Genomic DNA, 18627 nt, shown 5'->3' on the forward strand with positions numbered 1-18627 from the left:
ACTCACCGGACGCCGGTCGGTGATTGTCAGCGAGAAATCGGCTCGAAACAGGCTCTACGCCCCAGCAATCCGGCATTCGCACCTGGCGAACGCGACCCATTCGTTATCGGTAACCGACCGGAGCGGTCCAGAATCCGTGCATCGCCTCCATCAGCGGTGAAACCGGCGAAAACCGGATCGTCACGAATACTAGGGGTCGGTCACACAGCTCCTCACAGCGGGAAGCCACCCGAACGGGGCCGAAACCGCTTCGGATCGTTCCCCCAGAGGGAACGCTGTTCGAACACCGGATATCCGGATTTTCGGCCACTATATCGTCTGAAACGGCAAATTCCTTCGAGCCGTCTACGGGGCTGTGGCGGCCGTGACGACTGGATATCACGATTCCGCCGGCATTTCGTTCCCGTCTGCGGAACGGGGTGGGCGGGCGTGGGTCTCACATGATTTAAGCGGTCCCGCGCGAGTGGTCGCACATGGACATCGCGACAGTCGACAGCTACGCGCTTTCGTCGCCGATCGACCCGCCGCAGGACCGCCCGTTCCAGGGTGGGACTCGCAGACTGCTGAAGCGGGACGTGGTTCTGATCGTCGTCGAGAGGACCGACGGCCGGCGCGGGTTCGCGACGGCCGGCGCGAGCAGCTCCGCGATGACGGAGTACTTCGAGGGCGACTCTCAGGGCACGTTCGCCGATATCGTGGACGGTCCGGTCGCCGACGCGCTCGAAGGCGAGACGATCGGATCGATCCCCGACGCGCACGACCTGATCCGCGACGGGTCGGTTCCGGCGGGGGACGTGACCGAGGCCATCTCTGCGATCGACGTGGCGCTGTGGGACCTCCGGGGGAAGGAACACGGCGTCCCGGTCTACGAACTGCTCGCCGACGAGTACGGTACCGACCCGACGCTGGAGCTACCGTTGTACGCCAGCGCCGGGATGTACATGGAGCCGGAGGGCTTCGCCGACCAGGCCGAGCTGATCGAGGATCTGGGCTTTTTCGGCTACAAGTACCGGCCCGGGATCGGCCCCGACGGCGACCGCCGCACGGTCGAGCTGCTCGCCGACCGGCTGACCGAGACCGAGTTCATGCTCGACGTCCACACGTGGTGGAAGCTCGGCGAGGCCTACGGCCGCGAGACGGTCCGCGACCTGGTCGCCCACGCCGGCGAACACGGCGCCTACTGGGTCGAGGAGCCGGTCGAGCCCGACGACCACGAGGGCTACGTCGAGCTGGCCGAGACCGGCGCGCCGCTGGCCGGCGGCGAGAGCGAGGAGACGGCGGCGGGCCTCGTCGAACTCGGCGAGACGGGCGCCGTCTCCTTCCTGCAGGGCGACGTGCGCCACCACGAGGGGTTCACGGGCTGTCGCGAGGCCGTCGAGTTCTGCGCCGGACGCGACGCCGTCGAGTTCGTTCCCCACAACTTCGGCACGTGGATCGGCCTCGCTGCCAACGCCCACCTCGTCGCCGCCGCCCCCGAGACCCGCCTGCTGGAGTACCCCGTTTTCGAGAACGACCCCGCGCTGGCGGACGTGGGCGGCGACCCCGGGATGTACCCGTTCGACCTCGCGTTCGACATTATCGAAAGCGAACCGGCGGTCGACGACGGCGTCCTCTCGGTCCCCGAGGGCCCCGGGCTCGGCATCGAAGTCGACCTCGACGTGGTCGAGGCGTACCCCTTCGAGGACGGTCCCTGGACGGAGTTCCGCTACGACGACGAGTAACGGCGCTGGGCTCGCAGTCGGTGGTATCGGTCCGTGGGTGACCGCACGGCAGCCGCTGTTCGGTGACGCGGTGAAGAAGGAAAGCGGCGGTCCGCGCGCGGCTCGACGGCCGGGTCCGTCCCACCCTACTCGATGAGTCGATTGATGTCGTCGTCCAGTCGCTGGTACAGCTCGGCGGCTCGCTCCTCCTGTTCGGGGGTGAGCGGCCGGATCGGTTCCCGCACCGCGCCCCCGTTGAGACCGGCGAGTTCCAGTCCCTGCTTGACCGCGGCGACGCTGGAGGCGCCGGGGATCGTGTTGTCCTGGCCGGTCTCGTCGCGGAAGCGCTGGTAAGGGAGACAGATGTTCCGCAGCTCGCGGGCGCGCTCCCAGTCCTCGTCCTGCAGCGCGTCGAACAGCGCGAGGCCGACCTCGGGGCGGAAGTTACTGACGCCGGCGGAGAAGCCCTCGACGCCTTCGGCCCAGAAGGCGACCGCGTACGGTTCCGCGAGGCCGTCGACCCAGACCACGTCGTCGGCGCCGGCCGCGATCCCCGCGCCGAGTTTCACGGCGTCCTCCAGGGCGTACTTGACGCCGACGACGCCGTCGATACGGGTCAGGTCGCCGAGGTAGTCGACCGAGGGGTCGAACCCGCGGACGTACGGGACCAGCGGTCGGTCGCTCGCCGCGTCGAGTTCGCGGTAGTACTCGAGGAGGCCGCGCTCGTGGAGGTACGTGTGGTCGGGCGGCATGACCATCATCGCGTCGACACCGTGGCGGTCGTACCCCCGGATCAGCTCCGTCGCGTCCGCCGTACTCCCCCCGACACCGGCCAGGACGCAGGCGTCGTCGGGGAGCGCCTCGACGCTCGCCGCGGCGATGTCGATCCGTTCGTCCTGCGAGAGAGAGTGGTATTCACTGATGTTCGCGGTAGCGAGAAACGTTCGTATCCCTTCGTCGTATAGCGCCCCCGCGTTCTCCGCGAGCTCGTCGTAGTCGATTTCCGCGGAGTCGTCGAAAGGGGTCAGGAGGCCGACGGCGACCCCTCTCAAACGCTCCCGTATCTGGTCGTCTGACAGACGCATGGTCCTAAGATCCATGTCCTCTCTGATAAACCCATCGTCTACGGCGATCGGCGCGGCCGGCGTTCAAGCGCGGGAGGGCGTCCACGTCTCCAGTCGCTCGTAGTGCGATTCGAGCCGCTCGCGGTCCGCGTCGCTCAGTTCGACCAGTGGTCGCCTGACGGGCCCGCCCTCGTACCCGGCGAGGTCGAGGCCGGCCTTGATCACCGGGACGTTGTTGCCGTTCGGGATCGAACTGCCCGCTCCGGGTTCCTCGCGGAGGTCTTCGAGCGGGCGCAGCGCCTGCTGGATCCGTCGGGCGCGCTCGTACTGCTCCTTGTCGATCGCCTCGAACAGCGCCAGCGTCACTCGCGGCACGAAGTTCCCGACACCGGTTGTGTAGCCCGCGGCTCCCTCGATGGCGAACGGGATCGCGTAGCGTTCGGCGATCCCGTTGATCCAGGTGACCGCGCCGTCGGCGTCCTGGACCGTCTGTGCGAACTCCTTGACGTCGTCGACGGCGAACTTGACGGCGACCACCTCGTCGCGTTCCGAGAGCTCGATCAGGACGTTCCGGGAGACCTCCGGACCGCGCTTGTAGATGACGACGCCCAGGTCCGTCCCGTCGCAGATGGCGTGGTAGTACTCGGCCAGCCCCCGCTCGTGAACGTACGTGTGGTCGGGGTGCATCACCATCAGCGCGTCCGCGCCGGCGGCCTCGTACTCCGCTGCGAGGTCGAGCACCTCGCGGACGTTGCCGGCGGCGCCCCCGACGACCGTCGCCTCGTCGCCGGTCGCCTCCGCGTGCGTCTCGACGACAGCGACGCGCTCCTCGTCGGTCAGCGCGTAGTACTCCCCGGTGTTGCCGCAGGGGACGAACAGCCGCGCACCGGCCTCGTATATCCCGGCGAGGTTGTCGGCGAGGGCGTCGTGGTCGACCGCGCCGTCCGAGCGGTCGAACGGCACGGCGGTGGTGAACGCGACAGTCTCGAAGCTACTCCGCAGTCTCGTAGCGTCCATACGACCCGTTGAACGACCGCGATAATAAACGTTCACCGGGCTCCCGCCACGTGGGGGCCGCGGCACTCGGTCGACGGCCCGGCGGTCCACGCCCCGCAAGCTATATGCGCCGAGCGGTCGCGCTGTGGGACATGGAGATCACCGACCTGGAAGTCGTGGGGCTCTCGCACACCCTCCCCGAAGGCGAGGGGCTCGGCGACGCGCGCGGCTTCGGTCACGACCGGTCGACGACGCTGCTCCGTCTCGAAACCGGCGACGGCACCGTCGGCTGGGGCGAGGCGTTCGCCCCCGGCCCGATCGTCGAAGCGACCGTCGACGAACTGTTCCGCGAGACGGTCGTCGGGATGGACCCGTTCGACTCGGAGTCGCTGGCGACCCGGTCGTACACCGACCCCTACCACTTCGGCGGGAGCGTCTTCGTCCAGAGCGTCGTCAGCGCCGTCGACGTAGCCTGCTGGGACATCCGCGGGAAGGCCGTCGGCCGCCCGGTCCATCGCCTGCTCGGCGGCCGCGAGTGCGAGGAGTTGCTCCCCTACGCTTCGACGATGTACTACACCGAGCGCGACCGACCCATCGCGGAGCCGATGCGCGAGGCGGTCGACGAGGGGTTCGAGGCGGCGAAGATCAAGATCGGCGCCGACCCCGAGACCGACGCCGAACGGGTCCGAACTGCCCGGGAGATCCTCGGCGACGACGCCCGCCTGATGGTCGACATGAACGGCAACTACCGGCCCGACCAGGCGGTCCGGTCGATCCGGAAGATCTCGGAGTACGACCTCACCTGGGTCGAGGAGCCGGTCCCGCCCGAGAATCTCTCGGGCTATCGCGAGCTCAGGGAGCGGACCGACGTGCCGCTGGCGGCGGGGGAAGCCCACTACGGCCGCTTCGAGTTCAAGCGGCTGGTCGACGACCGCCTCGTCGACGTGGTCCAGCCGAACCTCGCGCGCTGTGGCGGCCTCTCGGAGGCCCGTCGGATCGCCGACCTCGCGTCAACGGAAAACGTCGGGGTGCGGCCCCACATCTGGAACAGCGCGGTCGGGCTGGCCGCCGCGGTCCAGTTCGCCGCCAGCGTCTCCGACTACCCCCACACTCGAAACGTCCCCGACCCGATGATGGTCGAGTTCGACCGCAGTCCCAACCCGCTGCGCGAGGACATCCTCGAAACCCCGTTCGACCCGAGCGGCGGGACCCTGGCCGTGCCCCAGGGGCCGGGGCTCGGCATCTCGGTCGACGAGGGCGCGATCGAGCGGTACCGCGCGGACTGACGGCGAGCGGAGTGCCACCGCTCGCTCGTAGTGCGTCAGGCTTTTGCCCACGTTCGAAGACTGTGAGAGCATGTCAGACGAGAGCGGTGCGTGCGACCAGTCCCGACAGTCCGACCGACCGTCTCGCAGAAGTGTCCTGTCGGCAACGGGGGCCGCCGTCCTGGGAGCGCTCGCGGGCTGTAGCGGTGACAGATCGGGCGAAACGCCCACGGCGGAATCGACGCCGACAGGCAGTCCCGCACCGGCGCCGACCGACACGGCGTCGCCCACGGCTACCTCGACCGACACGCCGACGCCGACGGCGACCGACCGCGACATCGAGGCGCTGCTGGCCGAGTACCGGTGTCCCGGCGGCGAGGAGTTCGACGCCGTCGTCGCGGAGGACGGCTCGGGCGACTTCGAGTCGGTCCAGGCGGCCATCGACGCCATCCCGGCAGCCACGTTCGACGGCTACCGCGTGCTGATCAAGCCCGGCCGGTACGAGGAGAAGATCCGCCTGCCGCCCAACCGCACGGACGTGACGTTCGTCGGCGAGTCGGCTGCGGAGACGGTGCTCACCTACGACGACCACGCGGACAAGTCCGACGGCAGCGGCGGCGACCTGGGCACCTCCCAGTCGTCGAGTTTCTTCGCGGACGGCTTGGACTTCACCGCGCGGAACCTCACCTTCGAGAACGCCGCGAACCCGGTCGCCCAGGCCGTCGCGATGCGGATCAGCGGTGACCGCGCGTTCTTCGACAACTGCCGCTTCCTCGGCAACCAGGACACCCTCTACAACTACGGCCGCGGCACCCGCCAGTACTTCCGGAACTGCTACGTCGAGGGCGACGTTGACTTCATCTTCGGGCTCGCGACCGCCGTTTTCGACGACTGCGAGATCCACTGTACGGACGAGGGATACATCGCGGCGCCCGCGACGCCCGAGGACCAGGCCTACGGCTACGTCTTCCGGAACTGCGAGATAACGGGTGACGCCCCGGAGGAGTCGGTCTATCTCGGGCGCCCGTGGGAGCCCTACGGGCAGGCGGTGTTCGTGAACTGCCACCTGGGGGACGTGATCCGGCCGGCGGGCTGGGAGCCGTGGGACGAGCCCGAACACGACGATAAGACGGAGACGGCCTTCCTCGCCGAGTACGACAACGAGGGGCCAGGGGCGGCGCCCGACCGGCGAGTCGACTGGGCCCACCAGCTGTCCGACGAGGAGGCCCAGCCCTACCAGTCGCTGGAGACGCTGTTCGACGGGTGGGAGATCGCCGACTGCCTCGACGGCGAGGCGTAGACGGCGGACGCCACCGGATCCGACATTTTCTTGGTGTGAGACACCGGGGTTGTGGTATGGACGTGCTAGTCACCGGTGCGTACGGTCGGTGCGGGACCGCGCTGATCGACCACCTGCACGACGACGACGGGTACGAGTTCACCTACTACAACCGCTCCGACCGACCGGACGACCACCCATACGGCGGCTACGAGACGATCGTCGGCAACGTCACCGAGGGCGAGAAGCTCCGCGAGGCCTCCGCGGACCGGGACGCGATGGTCCACATGGCCGCCTACCCGAGTCCGAGCGGCGACTGGACCGACGTCCTCGAACCCAACATCGTCGGCACGTACAACGCCTTGGAGGCCGCCCGGGAGGAGCAGGTGGAGACGTTCGTCTTCCTCTCGACGAACCACGTCGTGGGCCTCTACGAGACCGAACACGCGCCCGAACTGTACGAGCGCGACTACAGCCTCGTCGTCGACCACACCGACCCCGTCCGACCGGACTCCTACTACGGCGCCTCCAAGAGCTTCGGCGAGGACCTCTGTCGGTACTACGTCGAGGAGTTCGAGTACCCCAAGCAGGTCTACTCGCTCCGGGTCGGGACCGTCAACATGCCCGAGTACGACCACCCCTACGGGAACGCCGAGTCCGGCGTCGACGACGGCGACTTCGAGCGCGGCAGTCCCGAGTACGAGCGGGCCGTCGCGCGGATGAAGTGTACCTGGCAGTCCCGTCGCGACTTCGCTCACGAGGTGGAGTGCTGTCTCACCGACGACACCGTCGACTACGGGATCTTCTACGGCGTCAGCGACAACCAGCGCCGGTGGTTCGACCTCGAACACGCCCGCTCGTGGATCGACTACAACCCGCGTGACGACGGCGACGAGTGGGACGAACCGCCCGCCTGATTCGGCACCCCTTCTCGACGGATCGCTCGGTCTACACAGTGGCTACGAGGAAAGTAGAAACGGCGCCCCGAACGGGGCGCCGGATATCCGTGGCACAGATGGAACCGTTCCGGCGTCGCGCACCGAGCCAGCGAGGCCTGGGGCGCGAGACCGACGGTCGACCGGCGGTCGGATCCTGACAGTGGTTCTGGTTCGCGACCGGCGGCCCTGTCGCGGATGTCGACAGGGGTCCGTGAGTGAATCTGCGCGGAGTGGGGTGGTGTCGCTTGTCTGACTGTACCTCGTCCCGGTGGGGATCGGGACGAGTATCGCTTCGAAACATTAGTATATAAATCTATGCTAATAAATCATATAATTCGGCGCGGTCAGTTCCCGGGAACCCAAACGGATTTATGCGAGTGTGCCGCACGTACGCCTAATGGCGACACGTACCAACCGGAGCGGCGCGAGCGGGCTCGGAGCGCGAGCGGTGACCGAACTCAGGGAATCCGTGCTGGCGAAAGTGGCCATGCTGGGGGTCGTCCTCCTCGTCCTCTCGATATCGATCGAGACGGCGATCGGCGCCGGGTTCCTCGAACGCGGGATCTCCGCCGTCTGGGCGGTCGTCTTCCTGCTGTGGGGGACGGCGCTAGTCCTCCTCGGCGTCGTCGGACGGACGCTCATCTGGTGGCGCCGCCGGTGAGAGGTGACGGAAGTCCAGGGGTTATCGCTCGGTCAGCTGTGAGACGCTGTGTTCGCCCGGTTCCCGCGTCAGCGAGAGCCCGTCGAACTTTCTGATAGTGAACTCCCCGAGGACGTTCACCTCGCAGCCCTCCTCCAGGTGACCGCCGACGGTGCGCTCACCGTTGAACGCGGTGACGTGGAGATGGGGCTCGCCGTCGGCGATAGCGCCGCCGACGTTCGTGACCTCCCACGACCCCTCTAATTCGAGGGCGACGTTGCGGTCGGCCTGCTCGTCGGGCAGGTCCGTCCGGTCGACGTAGTGGATGTTGAGGTTGCTGAACGTGCCGATACCCGACACCACCGCGCCGGTGTCGACGTCGTGGGCCTCGCAGGCCGCCTCGATCGATTCCAGTGCCATGTCACCGCGGTCGAGACGGACGACCACGTGTCCGTCGTCGGATTCGAAGGTCTCCATACGACTCGTCCGTCTCGCCGGACGCGAATAAAGATGGCCCTCCCCGCGGTCGCGGCCGGATCGCTCGCCCGAGCGCTCACGCTCGCGGGACGAACGCCAGGCAGGTCGGCTTCGGAACCGCGCGCCGCGCCCGCTCGGTGAGTCGGCCGTCGGCGTCGACCGAGAAGGTGGCCACGTCGTAGCCGTCCCGGTTCTCGACGAGGAGGTGCCGGCCGTCCGGAGCGACCGCGAAGTCCCGGGGGTTCGCGCCGCCCGTCGGCGTGTGACCGAGCGAGCGGAGTCCGCCTCGGGCGTCGTCGAACGCGGCGAACGCGGTGACGCTCCGATGGCCCCGGTTTGAGACGTACACCGGCCCGTCCGGGTGGACGTGTACGTCGGCCGGTGCGTTCTCCGTCCCCTCGGCCGCTTCCGGGAGCGTGCTCGCGCTCGCGACGCGCTCCAGCGCGCCCGTCGCCGCGTCCCGTGCCAGCACCGTGACCGTCGAGTCCAACTCGCCGGCCAGGTAGCCGTACTCGCCGTCCGGCCCGAACGCGAGGTGGCGCGGCCCGGTGCCCGGCGGCAGGGTCACGCCCGGCGGGTCGGCCGGACGGAGTCGGTCCTCGTCGGCGTCGATCCGGTATCTCGCCACCTCGTCGGTCCCCAGGTCCGGCACGTAGAGGGAGCGACCGTCCGGGCCCGGAACGGCCGAGTGGGGGTGCGGGTCCGCCTGGCGGTCGGCGTTCGGCCCGCTCCCCTCGTGGCGGACCACGTCACAGGCCGGGCCGAGGTCACCCGCGCCGTCGAGCGGGTACATCGCCGCCGTTCCACCGCCGTAGTTGGCGACGAACGCGTAGCGACCGACCGGATCTACGCTCACGTAGCAGGGGCCGGCGCCCTCGCTCGACCGGTCAGCCAGGCGTTCGAGCGACCCGTCGCTGCGGTCGACGGCGAACGCGCTGACCGTCCCGCCGTCGGTACGGTTGGCGACGTAGACGCGGTCGCCCTGGGGATGAACGGCGAGGTACATCGGGTGTTCGACGGAGGTGGTCGCCGTCTCCGACAGCGTCCCCGCGTCGGCGTCGTAGGCGTAGACGCCAGATTCACCGTCTCCGGCGGTCGAGCAGACGAGTGCGAGGTGGTCGGCGTCGGTCACGACTCCACCCGGTTGGCCGCGACGAACGCCCAGTCGAAGTCGTAGCCCAGCCCCGGTGACTGGGGGACGCGGACGCGGCCGTCGTCGTCCAGCGGGTCGAGCGGCGTTTCGAGGAACGGCCGGTCGCCCCCGTAGTCGTAGTCGGGGTGGAGCAGGCCGCGCTCGTAGTACCGCCCGGACTCGGCCATCGCGGCGAGCAGGTGGAGGTTCGGCAGATTGCCGCCGTGGAGCTCGCACTCGACGCCGAACGCCTCGTAGGCGCGGATCGCCTTCAGCGCCGGCGTGATGCCGCCCACGTCGTGGACGCCCACCCGCCCGATGTCCGCGGCGTCCCGGCGGAGCCACTCGGCGCGGGTCTGTGCGCCGCCCTCGGCCGTCTCGGGACCGACGACCGGCACGTCCACGTTCCGCGTCAGCCACTCGTAGGAACCGGTCGAGTGCTCGTCCATCGGCTCCTCGAACCAGGCGAAGTCGAGATCGGCGAGCGCGTCGCCGATCCGCTTCGCCTCGGTCCGCGCGTAGAAGTGATGGGAGTCGAGCATCAGTTCGACCTCGGGCCCGACGCGCTCGCGGACGGCCCGACAGGCCGCGACCACCCGCTCGGGGTCGGCGTCGTAGGGCGGCATCCAGGTGTGGAGTTTTACCGCGGGGTAGCCGCGGTCGACGAGCGTCTCCGCGAAGTCGGCGTACGCCTCGGGCGTTCCCAGGCCGCCGGGGTCGTCGTCGCCGACCATCGTACTCGCGTAGGCGGGCACCCGCTGGCGGTGGCCGCCCAGCAGCCGGTAGACGGGTTCGCCGTAGTGCTTGCCGGCGGCGTCCCACAGCGCGCAGTCGACCCGCGACACGGTCGTCTCGCTCAGCGTCGCGCGCCGCAGTCGGCCCATGCGTCGCAGCCTGCGACGGATCCGCTCGCGCTCGCGCGGGTCCTCGCCGGCCAGCGTCTCGCTCGCCAGGTCGTTCGTCGGTTCGTGCCCGCCGAGGCAGTAGCCGTCCGGCCCACCGTCGACCGACACCCGCGTGATCCGCTTGACCCGCTCCACCGGCGGTCCCGGGTGAGCGTGACCCTTCTCGTCACGCGCCTTCGCGGACTCGCAGGTGAAGGCGATCGTCTCGACGTCGCTGATCTCCATCTGCGCGTGAGTTCGCGTCGGCGTGTGTTAACGGTTCCCCTGACGCACCGAAAGGTCCATTGTGTGCCACCGTGACTCACAGCTATGGACCGACGCGCCTTTCTCGCGACAGCAGCGGCAGTCACGGCCGGTTGCGGCCGGGCCGGGACCGACGACACCCCGACGGACGCGACCGGAGCAGCGACCGGCTCGGACGGGACAGCGACTCCGACGGTCGCGTCCACGACGACTCCGACGGCCCCACCGGCGTCGGTCGCGGTCACCGACCTCTCGGTCCCCTCGACGGTCGAGATCGGAACCGAGGGGACGCTCTCGGTGACGCTGGAGAACTCCGGGGGACGCTCGGGGTCGTTCACCGCAGCCGTCGAAGCGAGGGTCGGAACTGGCGAGTGGGCGAGCACGGACGCGACCGTCGAGGCCTCGGTTCCGGCCGGGGAGACGGTCTCCGAGACCGTCGCCCTCCCGCCCAGCGGGTACGTCGAGCCTGCGTCCTACCGCCTGACTGACGCCGACCCCGTCGCGCGGACCCGGTTCGTCGCGCGGGAGATCGCCGTCGGCGAGACGCACGAGCTCCCGAACGGTGTGGTGCTCTCGGTGAGCGACGTGGTGGTCGGCGAGGGGTACACCTACGAGGGGAGCGACGGCGAGACGAGCGCGGACCCGCCCGGCGGCGACAAGTGGGCCGTCGGGACGGTCCGGGCCGAGAACGTCGGCGACGAGGCCGCGCGGGCGCCGCTGGTCTCGGACTTCGCGTTCTATCGGGCCGACGAGGAGTACTCCTACCGCCACCTCGGCGACAACCGCGACCGCTATCGCGGTGGCGAACTCGCGCCGGGTGAAGTCAGCGAAGGCGATCTGCCGACGAACGTCCCCGTCGACGCCGAGCGCGGTGATCTCAGGGGCCGATACGACGAGACCCTCGACGGCGGCCGCGTGACCGTCAACTGGCTGCTCGACGAGTGAGCGCGGCGAAGCGACCGTTCTGCGGCGATATCCGACTAGGCTGCGATAAAAGAGCGACCGCGCTCAGTCGTCCGAAGGCGCGGTGCCGGCGGCGTCGTCGGTGTCGGTCCCGAACCCGTCCTCGTCCTCGTCGACGATGGACGGGCTCGACCAGTACTCGTGGTTGTCGACCATCCGGAAGCAGGTGCCGCGATGCAGCGGGCTCGCGGTGTCGGCGTCGTACGACTCGGGGGTCTGCTCGGCGCAGACCTCCCGGGCCTCCGGACAGCGCGTGTGGTAGCGACAGCCCGACGGGGGGTTCGTCGGGTCGGGGATGTCGATCTCGCGGATCGGCGACTCCTCCGCCCGCTCCTCCGCGGGGTCGAGTTCCGGCGTCGCCCAGCGCAGCGCCTGCGTGTAGGGGTGCTGTGGGTTGTTGATCACCTGCTCGGGCGGACCGATCTCGACCAGTTCGCCCAGGTAGAGCACGCCGATGCGGCCGCCGGTGCGCTCGGCGATGTAGCGGGCGTTCGAGAGGTCGTGGCTGATGAACAGGTACGACGTGTCGAACATGTTCTGTAGCTCGATGAGGAGATCCATCATCTCGACGCGCAGGCTCACGTCGAGCGCCGAGACGGGCTCGTCGGCGAGGATGACCTCGGGGTTCATCAGCATCGCGCGGATGAGCGCGACGCGCTGCTGTTCCCCGCCCGAGAGCTGGTGAGGGTAGCGCTCGTAGTAGTCCTCCGGCGGTGTCATGCCGACGTGTTCGAGCATGCTCATGACGCGCTGGCGGCGGTCGTTGCCGTCCAGGTCGTCGTGCCAGCGCTTCAGCGGTGCTTCGAGGATCTTGTTGTTGCGCCGGTGGGGGTTCAGCGCACTGCCGGGGTCCTGGTGGACGATCTGCAGCGAACGGCGGATCTCGCTCCAGGAGACGGAGCCGTCCCCCTTGCCGTCGCGCACGTCCCAGATGTCCTTCCCGCGGTAGTTGACGCTCCCGCCGGTCGGGCGCTGGAGGCCGACGGCGGTCTTGCCCAGCGTCGTCTTCCCACAGCCGGACTCGCCGACCAGCACGACCACGTCGTTCTCGTAGATGTCCAGGTCGATGCCGTCGACGGCCTTGACCGGCGGCGCGTCGTCGAAGAAGTCGAGCATGCCCGACTCCTGGTCGAAGTGGACTTTCACGTCGTCGAGCGACAGTACGGGCTCCTCGCCCGCGCGGTCGGTCGTCTCGCGGGCCGCCCGGCTCGGCGCCTCGGCGTCGGGCTCGGTGAACTCGTCCATGGGGATCTCCTCGGCGGCGTGCTCCCAGTGGTGACAGTGGACGAACCGGCCCTCGCCGGCGTCGTACGGCCCGGGGTCCTCGTCGATACACTTGTCGGTGGCCAGCGGACACCGCGGGTGGAACGAACACCCCTGCGGAACGTTCACCGGGTCCGGCGCCGACCCCTCGACCGGCCGCATGTTCTCGATGGGCGATTCGAGGTTCGGCGTCGACTTCAGCAGCTTCCGCGTGTAGGGATGGGCCGCGTCCTCGAGGATCTCGTCGGTCGGCCCGAGCTCGACGAACTCGAAGGCGTACAGCACGCCGACCCGATCCGCGATGTCGGCCACCAGCGGCAGGTCGTGCGTGATGAAGACGATCGTCAGGTCGTAGCGCTCCTTGAGGTTCTCCAGCAGCGAGATGATCGACCGCTGCATCAGCAGGTCGAGCGCCGCGGTCGGCTCGTCCATGACGAGCGCCTCGGGTTCGAGGATCAGGCTGAGCGCGATGAGCGCGCGCTGTTTCATCCCGCCGGACAGCTCGTGGGGGTAGGAGTCGAGCACCCGGTCGGGGTCGAGATACAGGTCCGAGAGGATCTGGCGAGCCCGGTCCATCCCCTCCTGTACGTCGTAGTCGTGTGCCTCCAGGGTCTCGACGAAGTGGGTCTCGATGTCCCGGACGGGGTTGAACGAGCTCATCGCACCCTGGAACACCATCGACACCTCCTCCCAGCGGTAGGCCTTGCGCTCGGACTTGCTCAGTTCGAGCACGTCGAGCGACTCGCCGTCGCCGGGGTTGTAGGTGATGTCGCCGCGCAGGTGGCCCGGCTCGACGACGGCGTCGAGCAGCGCCGAGGCGAACATCGACTTGCCCGACCCGCTCTCGCCGACGACGCCGAGCACCTCGTTGCGCTCGATGTCCATGTCGACGTTGTCGAGCACCCGTGACTCGCCGCGTTCCATGCCGAACGAGACCGTCGTGTCTCGCATCTGCAGGATCGGGTCGCTGTGCGCCACCGTCCGTTCGTAGTCAGTCTCGGAAACGGTCATCTCAGACACTCCCCACTTCGCCAGTCAGTTCCTCGTCGCTCTCGCCGTCGGGCACGGTGTCACCCGACCGCTTCTCGTGGCGGGCGCGGACCCGCGGGTTGAAGACGCGGTCCAGCGACTGCCCGAGGAGGATCAGGCCGATCGAGAAGACGATGATGGCGATCATCGGCGTCAGGAACCAGTGGAGCGCGCCCGGTCGAACGTGGGCGTTCGACTGGTACGCCTGGTTGAGCGTGATCCCCCAGTTCAGTTTCTCGAACGGCAGGATGCCGAGGTAGTACAGCCCGACGGCCGAGAAGATCACTCGGCGGGCGGCGTTGGTCAAGTTGATCACGACGAACGGCATCAGGTGCGGGACGATCTCCTTGAAGACGATGTCCCGCGAGGGGATGCCCATCGCCCGCGAGGCTTCGACGAACGACTCCCCGCGCAGCGTCAGCATCTGCGACCGGATCGCTCTCGCGAGGCCGCCCCAGGCGGCGATACTCAACAGCAGCCCGACCGTGTAGGGGTTGCTCCCGATCGGCAGCAGCAGCGCGAGCACCATCACCGTGGGGAACCCGGGCAGGTTGATGAAGATGTCCGTGATCGACGAGAGGACGGTGTCGACCCAGCCGCCCTTGTAGCCGGCGACGGCGCCGACCAGCGTCCCGACGCCGACGGTCGCCAGCGCGCCCGCGAAGACCATCTTCAGGATCTCGGTCGTCGAGAAGACCACCTGCGAGAACAGGTCCCGCCCCATCTGGTCGGTCCCGAGCGGGTAGTCCCAGTTCTGGAAGGGCTTCGCGAGCGCGCCCGCCTCGCCGACCTCGGTCGGTTCGACGATGTGCGGCCCGGCGATCCCCACGAAGAGGTACGTGAAGACGATCGTGAAACCGATCCGGGCGCGCCAGTCCGTCCAGACGATGAAGAACGGCGCTCGGATGTACGAATCGTAGATCTTCCGCAGCTTGTCGAGGCGCGTCTCCTCGACGGAGGAGACGACCTCGAAGGGCGATTCGACGCCGACGCTTCCGCCGTCGGCCCGGACGGGCTCGCCCTCGGCTGGCTGGTCCGCGTCGGCGGCCCCGTCGCGCGAGGGGATCGACTCCAGCGCCTCGGCGTGGTCGGTCCGTTCGGGGCCGTCCCCGTCTGTCGCGTCGGTCATCGCTCGGTCCCTCCGTCGCAGTGTGCGTGTCGCGAGTAGTTCATATCAGTAGACCTCACTTTCCTGTCCCTTCGCCCGCGGGTCGAGGTAGCCGTAGGTGAGGTCGGCCAAAAGCAGCGCGAAGACGACCGCGAGCGTGATGACGACGAACCCGCCCATCATCAGCGGGTAGTCCCGCTGGTAGGTCGCCGACAGCATGTACCAGCCGATACCGCGGTACTGGAACACCTGCTCGAGGATGACCGACCCGCCGAACATCTCGCCGATGCCGATCAGCAGCGTCGTGTACATCGGGAGGATCGCGTTTCGGGCGACGTACTGCGTCGAAATGGTCACGTCCGAGAGCCCGCGGAGCCGGGCGACCCGCAGGTAGTCCTCGCCGAGCACGCGGATCGCGTTGCCACGCATGCCCAGTGAGGCGACGCCCGAGGCGACGATCATCGACAGTATCGGCAGCGCCGCGTGTCTGACCACCCCCGATATGTACGGCCAGGTCAACCCGGGATCGACCCCCGTCGGCCGCCGGCCGCCGACCGGGAACCAGCCCCAGCGGTACGCCATGAAGATGAGCAGCATGATAGCCAGCACGTAGAACGGGATCGAACCCATGAGGATCGCCCACGAGGTCAGCCCCACGTCCAGTTTCCCACCTTCCCAATAGGCCATCAGCGCGCCGACGGAGATACCGATGAAGAAGCTGATGAACGTCGCCCAGCTCAACACGAACAGGGTCCACGGCAGCGCCTGTGCGATGATGTCGACGACCGTCTCCTGATAGTACGTCGACCGCCCGAGGTTCCCCTGGGCCATATTTATCATGTAGTCGACGTACGCCGCCGGGATCGGTTTCGTCGGGTCGATACTCAACCGGAGTTCGACGAGCTCGCGCGCTCGCACCGGGTCCATCCCCCGCCGCTCCAGCTGCTGTATCATCGCGCCCATCGGATTGCCCGGCATCATCCGGACGATCACGAACGAGAGCGTGATGACCACCCACGCGGTGAACGCTGTCTGCCCTAATCTGCGCAGACGCCAGTCTATGTTTACCATGATCCTACTACTCATACGGTAGTGGTTCCGACCCTCTTCAATGTATCCCTCCGCGTGCGCGGGGCCGACCCCTATCGACCCGCCGACTGCCGGGTCGGCGGCGATCGGTCGCCGTTTCGCGCCGCAAGGGTCAGAACGGCTCCCAGCCCGTCCGGATGACGATCGCGGCGGCGACGAACGACAGCGCGACCGGGACCAGCGTCAGTTGCGCGGTGACGTACGGTGCCGTGCCGGGGTCGAGGTAGTAAAAGGAAAAGGCGAGCAGGAGCAAAAAGAGGATGTCTACGCCGAGTATCACCTTCGCGGCGGATCGCAACAGTCCCATATCCACCGACTGAGCGCGAGCGCACATAAGCGTTCGCTCGGGGGCACGCGCGGAAGCGGAACGGAGAAAAAAGACGGATAGATCGGAGCCGCGGCGGTCGGCAGGTCGATGCGTGGGTGGTCGGGAGTCAGTTACCGGTGTAACTGATGCCGTCGCCGACCTTCGTCGCGATGAACAGCGCGTCGTCGATACCCTCGGTGATCTCCGGGGCGGCGTTGAGCGACCAGTTCTGCGTGTTGAACGCGCCCGCGTCGGGCTCGTACATGTTCTCGTGCTCCGGGACGTGCTGGTTCCACCACCACATCAGCTCCTTGTGGTACTCGGAGTCGCCGGTGGTCTGCCAGCTCTGGATGTGTTCGGCGACGTTGATGTCCTTGGTCCCGGACGAGCCCTCGGGATCGCCGATGGGCATCGGGATGGTCTGTTCCATCGAGAACTGCGCGAGGCTCGACAGCCAGTCGACGACCAGGCCCGGCGCCCACATCGCGGTGATGCCGTTGGCAGAGGAGCCGTCGGGGATCATCTCGTACTCGCCATTCTGTCGGCGCTCGTCGAACGTCGCCGTGTCGACGGACTCCTGGGTGACGCTGATGCCGAAGTCCTCCAGGTTCTTCTGGAGCACCTGGAAGTCGACGCGCTCGGTGGCGTTGAGGAAGCCCAGCTCGAACTGCTCGCCGTCGGGGGTCAGCCAGTTACCGTTGCTGTCCTGTTCGAAGTCGGACTTGCGCAGGTACTCGGCGGCCCGTTCGGTGTTGTTCTGGCCGTACATCTCGAAGTCCTGGACCCACTCGGTCGACTCGTGTTCGCCGAGTTCGAGGATGCGGCCCGGGACGCGGCAGGGCGGCCACTCGAAGCGACGCTTGACGCCCTGGAGGAGCTGGTCGACGCCCTGTCGGTTGAAGACGTGACAGATTGCCTTCCGGACGTTGCGGTCGTTGACCGGCGTGTCGTAGTCGTTGTTGGCCCCGCAGTTGAACGTGAACAGGCTGTTGGCCGAGCGCGCCTCGCGGTAGAGCGAGTGCGTGTCGGGCAGCTGGCCCTTGAGGTCGTCCTGCACCGGGAACCCGCCGGCCGTGGCGTCGATCTGGTTGCTCGCGTACGGCTGGACCGGCTGGTTCGTGTTCGGGAAGTTCCGCATGGCGAACTCCCGGAAGTTGATGTTCTCGGCGTTGGGGTGGTCCTCGTAGAGCTCGCAGACGATGATGTTGTCACCGACGTCCGCGATCTGGAAGGGACCGTGGCCGATCGGGTTGTCCGTGATCTTCGGGTAGCTCGTCGTCGTGATCTCCTCGATGACCGCCGTCTTGTCGTCGCCCGAGCTGTTCCGGAGGCGGTCGTGCCAGTCGCTCCACTGGTCGTCGTCGTGCTTGGTGAAGACGCCGCGGGCGAGGTTGCCGTGGTAGTCCGCGATGGTGTTCTGCATCGCGAACTTCGGCGCGTACGGCGTGTGGAGGTTGACGCGGACGAGCTGGTCGTCGACCGCCTCGATGCTCTCCATCGCGACGTGAGCGTTCTCCCCGTCCTCGGCGCTCGCCTTGAGGATCTCCAGCTCGATCTGCTGTTCCATCGCGTAGTCCTGGGCGACGAACTGGTCCCCGTTGTGCCACGTGTAGTCGTCGCGGAACGTGGCCTCGAGCGTCGTGTCGTCCGTCATCTCCCAGTCCTCGATCATCACGTTGATGATCTCGTCGGCCGACGGACTGTAGGCCGCCGGGCGGTCCATGATCGCCGCGCCGGGCCACCAGCAGCCCGTCTGGGCCGGGTTCCACGGATTCAGGTGCCGTTCGGGCGGCGCCGCGTCGGCGTGGTCGAACAGGCGGAACCGGGCGTCGTTGACGCCGGACATGCCGTCGCCGCCGTCCCCGCCGTCGCCACCGTCGCTCCCGCCGTCGCCACCATCGCCACCGTCGCCCGAGGTCGGTGTCGAATCACCGTCGCCCGAGCACCCGGCGAGCATGATGACGCTCCCTGCTGCGCCGGCACGGAGGAAGTCGCGTCTCGTACTCGCTTCTGCCCGCCAGTTGTCAAAGTCTGGCATGCACCGACCTTGCACATCGCCCTATATATAATTAACTATATTGACGGATACTTTCGGGAAAACCGGCGTCGAAATCTGGGGTCGGGCCGCCGACGACCGGGTGGGTGAGACGGGATCCGGGCCCACGGCCGGGACCGATCGGCGGGCGCGCGCCTCGCTCCGGCAACTTTAACGGGTGGCCTCGCATGGAG

16 protein-coding genes are annotated in these 18627 nt (G+C 68.1%); 6 read left to right on the forward strand and 10 right to left on the reverse strand.

Translation table 11 applies throughout. The features are described from left to right. Positions 1–473: 473 nt before the first annotated feature. On the forward strand, positions 474–1721 hold the full coding sequence (locus C475_RS21555) for a mandelate racemase/muconate lactonizing enzyme family protein (RefSeq protein WP_006886036.1): 1248 nt from the start codon (positions 474–476) through the stop codon (positions 1719–1721). A 125-nt stretch (positions 1722–1846) separates the two neighbouring features. Here the strand turns inward: C475_RS21555 and C475_RS21560 are convergent, their stop codons facing one another. Together C475_RS21560 and C475_RS21565 are read right to left on the reverse strand one after the other, a co-directional pair. Next, entirely contained in the window at positions 1847–2785 is a 939-nt protein-coding gene (locus C475_RS21560) for a dihydrodipicolinate synthase family protein (RefSeq protein WP_049931153.1), read from the reverse strand. A 63-nt stretch (positions 2786–2848) separates the two neighbouring features. After that, positions 2849–3781 (reverse strand): dihydrodipicolinate synthase family protein, encoded by a 933-nt coding sequence (locus C475_RS21565; protein WP_006886038.1) that lies wholly within the window; start codon positions 3779–3781, stop codon positions 2849–2851. A 131-nt stretch (positions 3782–3912) separates the two neighbouring features. On the opposite strand from C475_RS21565, the gene C475_RS21570 reads away from it, so the two are divergent. From C475_RS21570 to C475_RS21585, 4 genes are all read left to right on the forward strand, one after another. After that, positions 3913–5046 carry a mandelate racemase/muconate lactonizing enzyme family protein gene (locus C475_RS21570; RefSeq protein WP_006886039.1) on the forward strand — a complete coding sequence of 378 codons (1134 nt, stop codon included), beginning with the start codon at positions 3913–3915 and terminating at the stop codon, positions 5044–5046. Between the two features lie 70 nt (positions 5047–5116). After that, complete coding sequence (locus C475_RS21575) at positions 5117–6325, forward strand: pectinesterase family protein (protein ID WP_006886040.1); 1209 nt, start codon at positions 5117–5119, stop codon at positions 6323–6325. Positions 6326–6381: 56 nt separating this feature from the next. Next, on the forward strand, positions 6382–7221 hold the full coding sequence (locus tag C475_RS21580) for an NAD-dependent epimerase/dehydratase family protein (RefSeq protein WP_006886041.1): 840 nt from the start codon (positions 6382–6384) through the stop codon (positions 7219–7221). Positions 7222–7639: 418 nt separating this feature from the next. Beyond that, the gene (locus C475_RS21585) at positions 7640–7903 is read left to right on the forward strand and encodes a hypothetical protein (protein ID WP_006886042.1); all 264 of its coding nucleotides are present in this window, start codon (positions 7640–7642) and stop codon (positions 7901–7903) included. Positions 7904–7924: 21 nt separating this feature from the next. Here the strand turns inward: C475_RS21585 and C475_RS21590 are convergent, their stop codons facing one another. The 3 genes from C475_RS21590 to C475_RS21600 form a co-directional block, all read right to left on the reverse strand. Then, positions 7925–8359, reverse strand: a complete 435-nt coding sequence (locus C475_RS21590) for a PPC domain-containing DNA-binding protein (RefSeq protein WP_006886043.1) — start codon at positions 8357–8359, stop codon at positions 7925–7927. Positions 8360–8435: 76 nt separating this feature from the next. Next, entirely contained in the window at positions 8436–9491 is a 1056-nt protein-coding gene (locus C475_RS21595; protein WP_006886044.1) for a lactonase family protein, read from the reverse strand. Further along, positions 9488–10621, reverse strand: a complete 1134-nt coding sequence (locus tag C475_RS21600; protein WP_006886045.1) for an enolase C-terminal domain-like protein — start codon at positions 10619–10621, stop codon at positions 9488–9490. The genes C475_RS21595 and C475_RS21600 overlap by 4 nt, the downstream gene beginning before the upstream one ends. A gap of 84 nt (positions 10622–10705) precedes the next feature. On the opposite strand from C475_RS21600, the gene C475_RS21605 reads away from it, so the two are divergent. Continuing rightward, positions 10706–11584 (forward strand): hypothetical protein, encoded by an 879-nt coding sequence (locus C475_RS21605; protein WP_006886046.1) that lies wholly within the window; start codon positions 10706–10708, stop codon positions 11582–11584. A gap of 63 nt (positions 11585–11647) precedes the next feature. Here the strand turns inward: C475_RS21605 and C475_RS21610 are convergent, their stop codons facing one another. The 5 genes from C475_RS21610 to C475_RS21630 all read right to left on the reverse strand — a co-directional run bounded on the left by C475_RS21610 (position 11648) and on the right by C475_RS21630 (position 18436). After that, complete coding sequence (locus tag C475_RS21610) at positions 11648–13876, reverse strand: ABC transporter ATP-binding protein (protein ID WP_006886047.1); 2229 nt, start codon at positions 13874–13876, stop codon at positions 11648–11650. Between the two features lies 1 nt (position 13877). Further along, on the reverse strand, positions 13878–15023 hold the full coding sequence (locus tag C475_RS21615; protein ID WP_006886048.1) for an ABC transporter permease: 1146 nt from the start codon (positions 15021–15023) through the stop codon (positions 13878–13880). Positions 15024–15068: 45 nt separating this feature from the next. Then, positions 15069–16073: an ABC transporter permease gene (locus tag C475_RS21620; protein ID WP_082223399.1), complete on the reverse strand. Its 1005-nt coding sequence runs from the start codon at positions 16071–16073 to the stop codon at positions 15069–15071. Between the two features lie 130 nt (positions 16074–16203). Then, on the reverse strand, positions 16204–16398 hold the full coding sequence (locus C475_RS21625) for a hypothetical protein (RefSeq protein WP_006886050.1): 195 nt from the start codon (positions 16396–16398) through the stop codon (positions 16204–16206). 127 nt (positions 16399–16525) lie between these two features. Then, entirely contained in the window at positions 16526–18436 is a 1911-nt protein-coding gene (locus C475_RS21630) for an ABC transporter substrate-binding protein (protein WP_049931156.1), read from the reverse strand. Positions 18437–18627: the final 191 nt, after the last annotated feature.

The sequence above is a fragment of the Halosimplex carlsbadense 2-9-1 genome (genome assembly GCF_000337455.1).
Taxonomy (GTDB): Archaea; Halobacteriota; Halobacteria; order Halobacteriales; family Haloarculaceae; genus Halosimplex; species Halosimplex carlsbadense.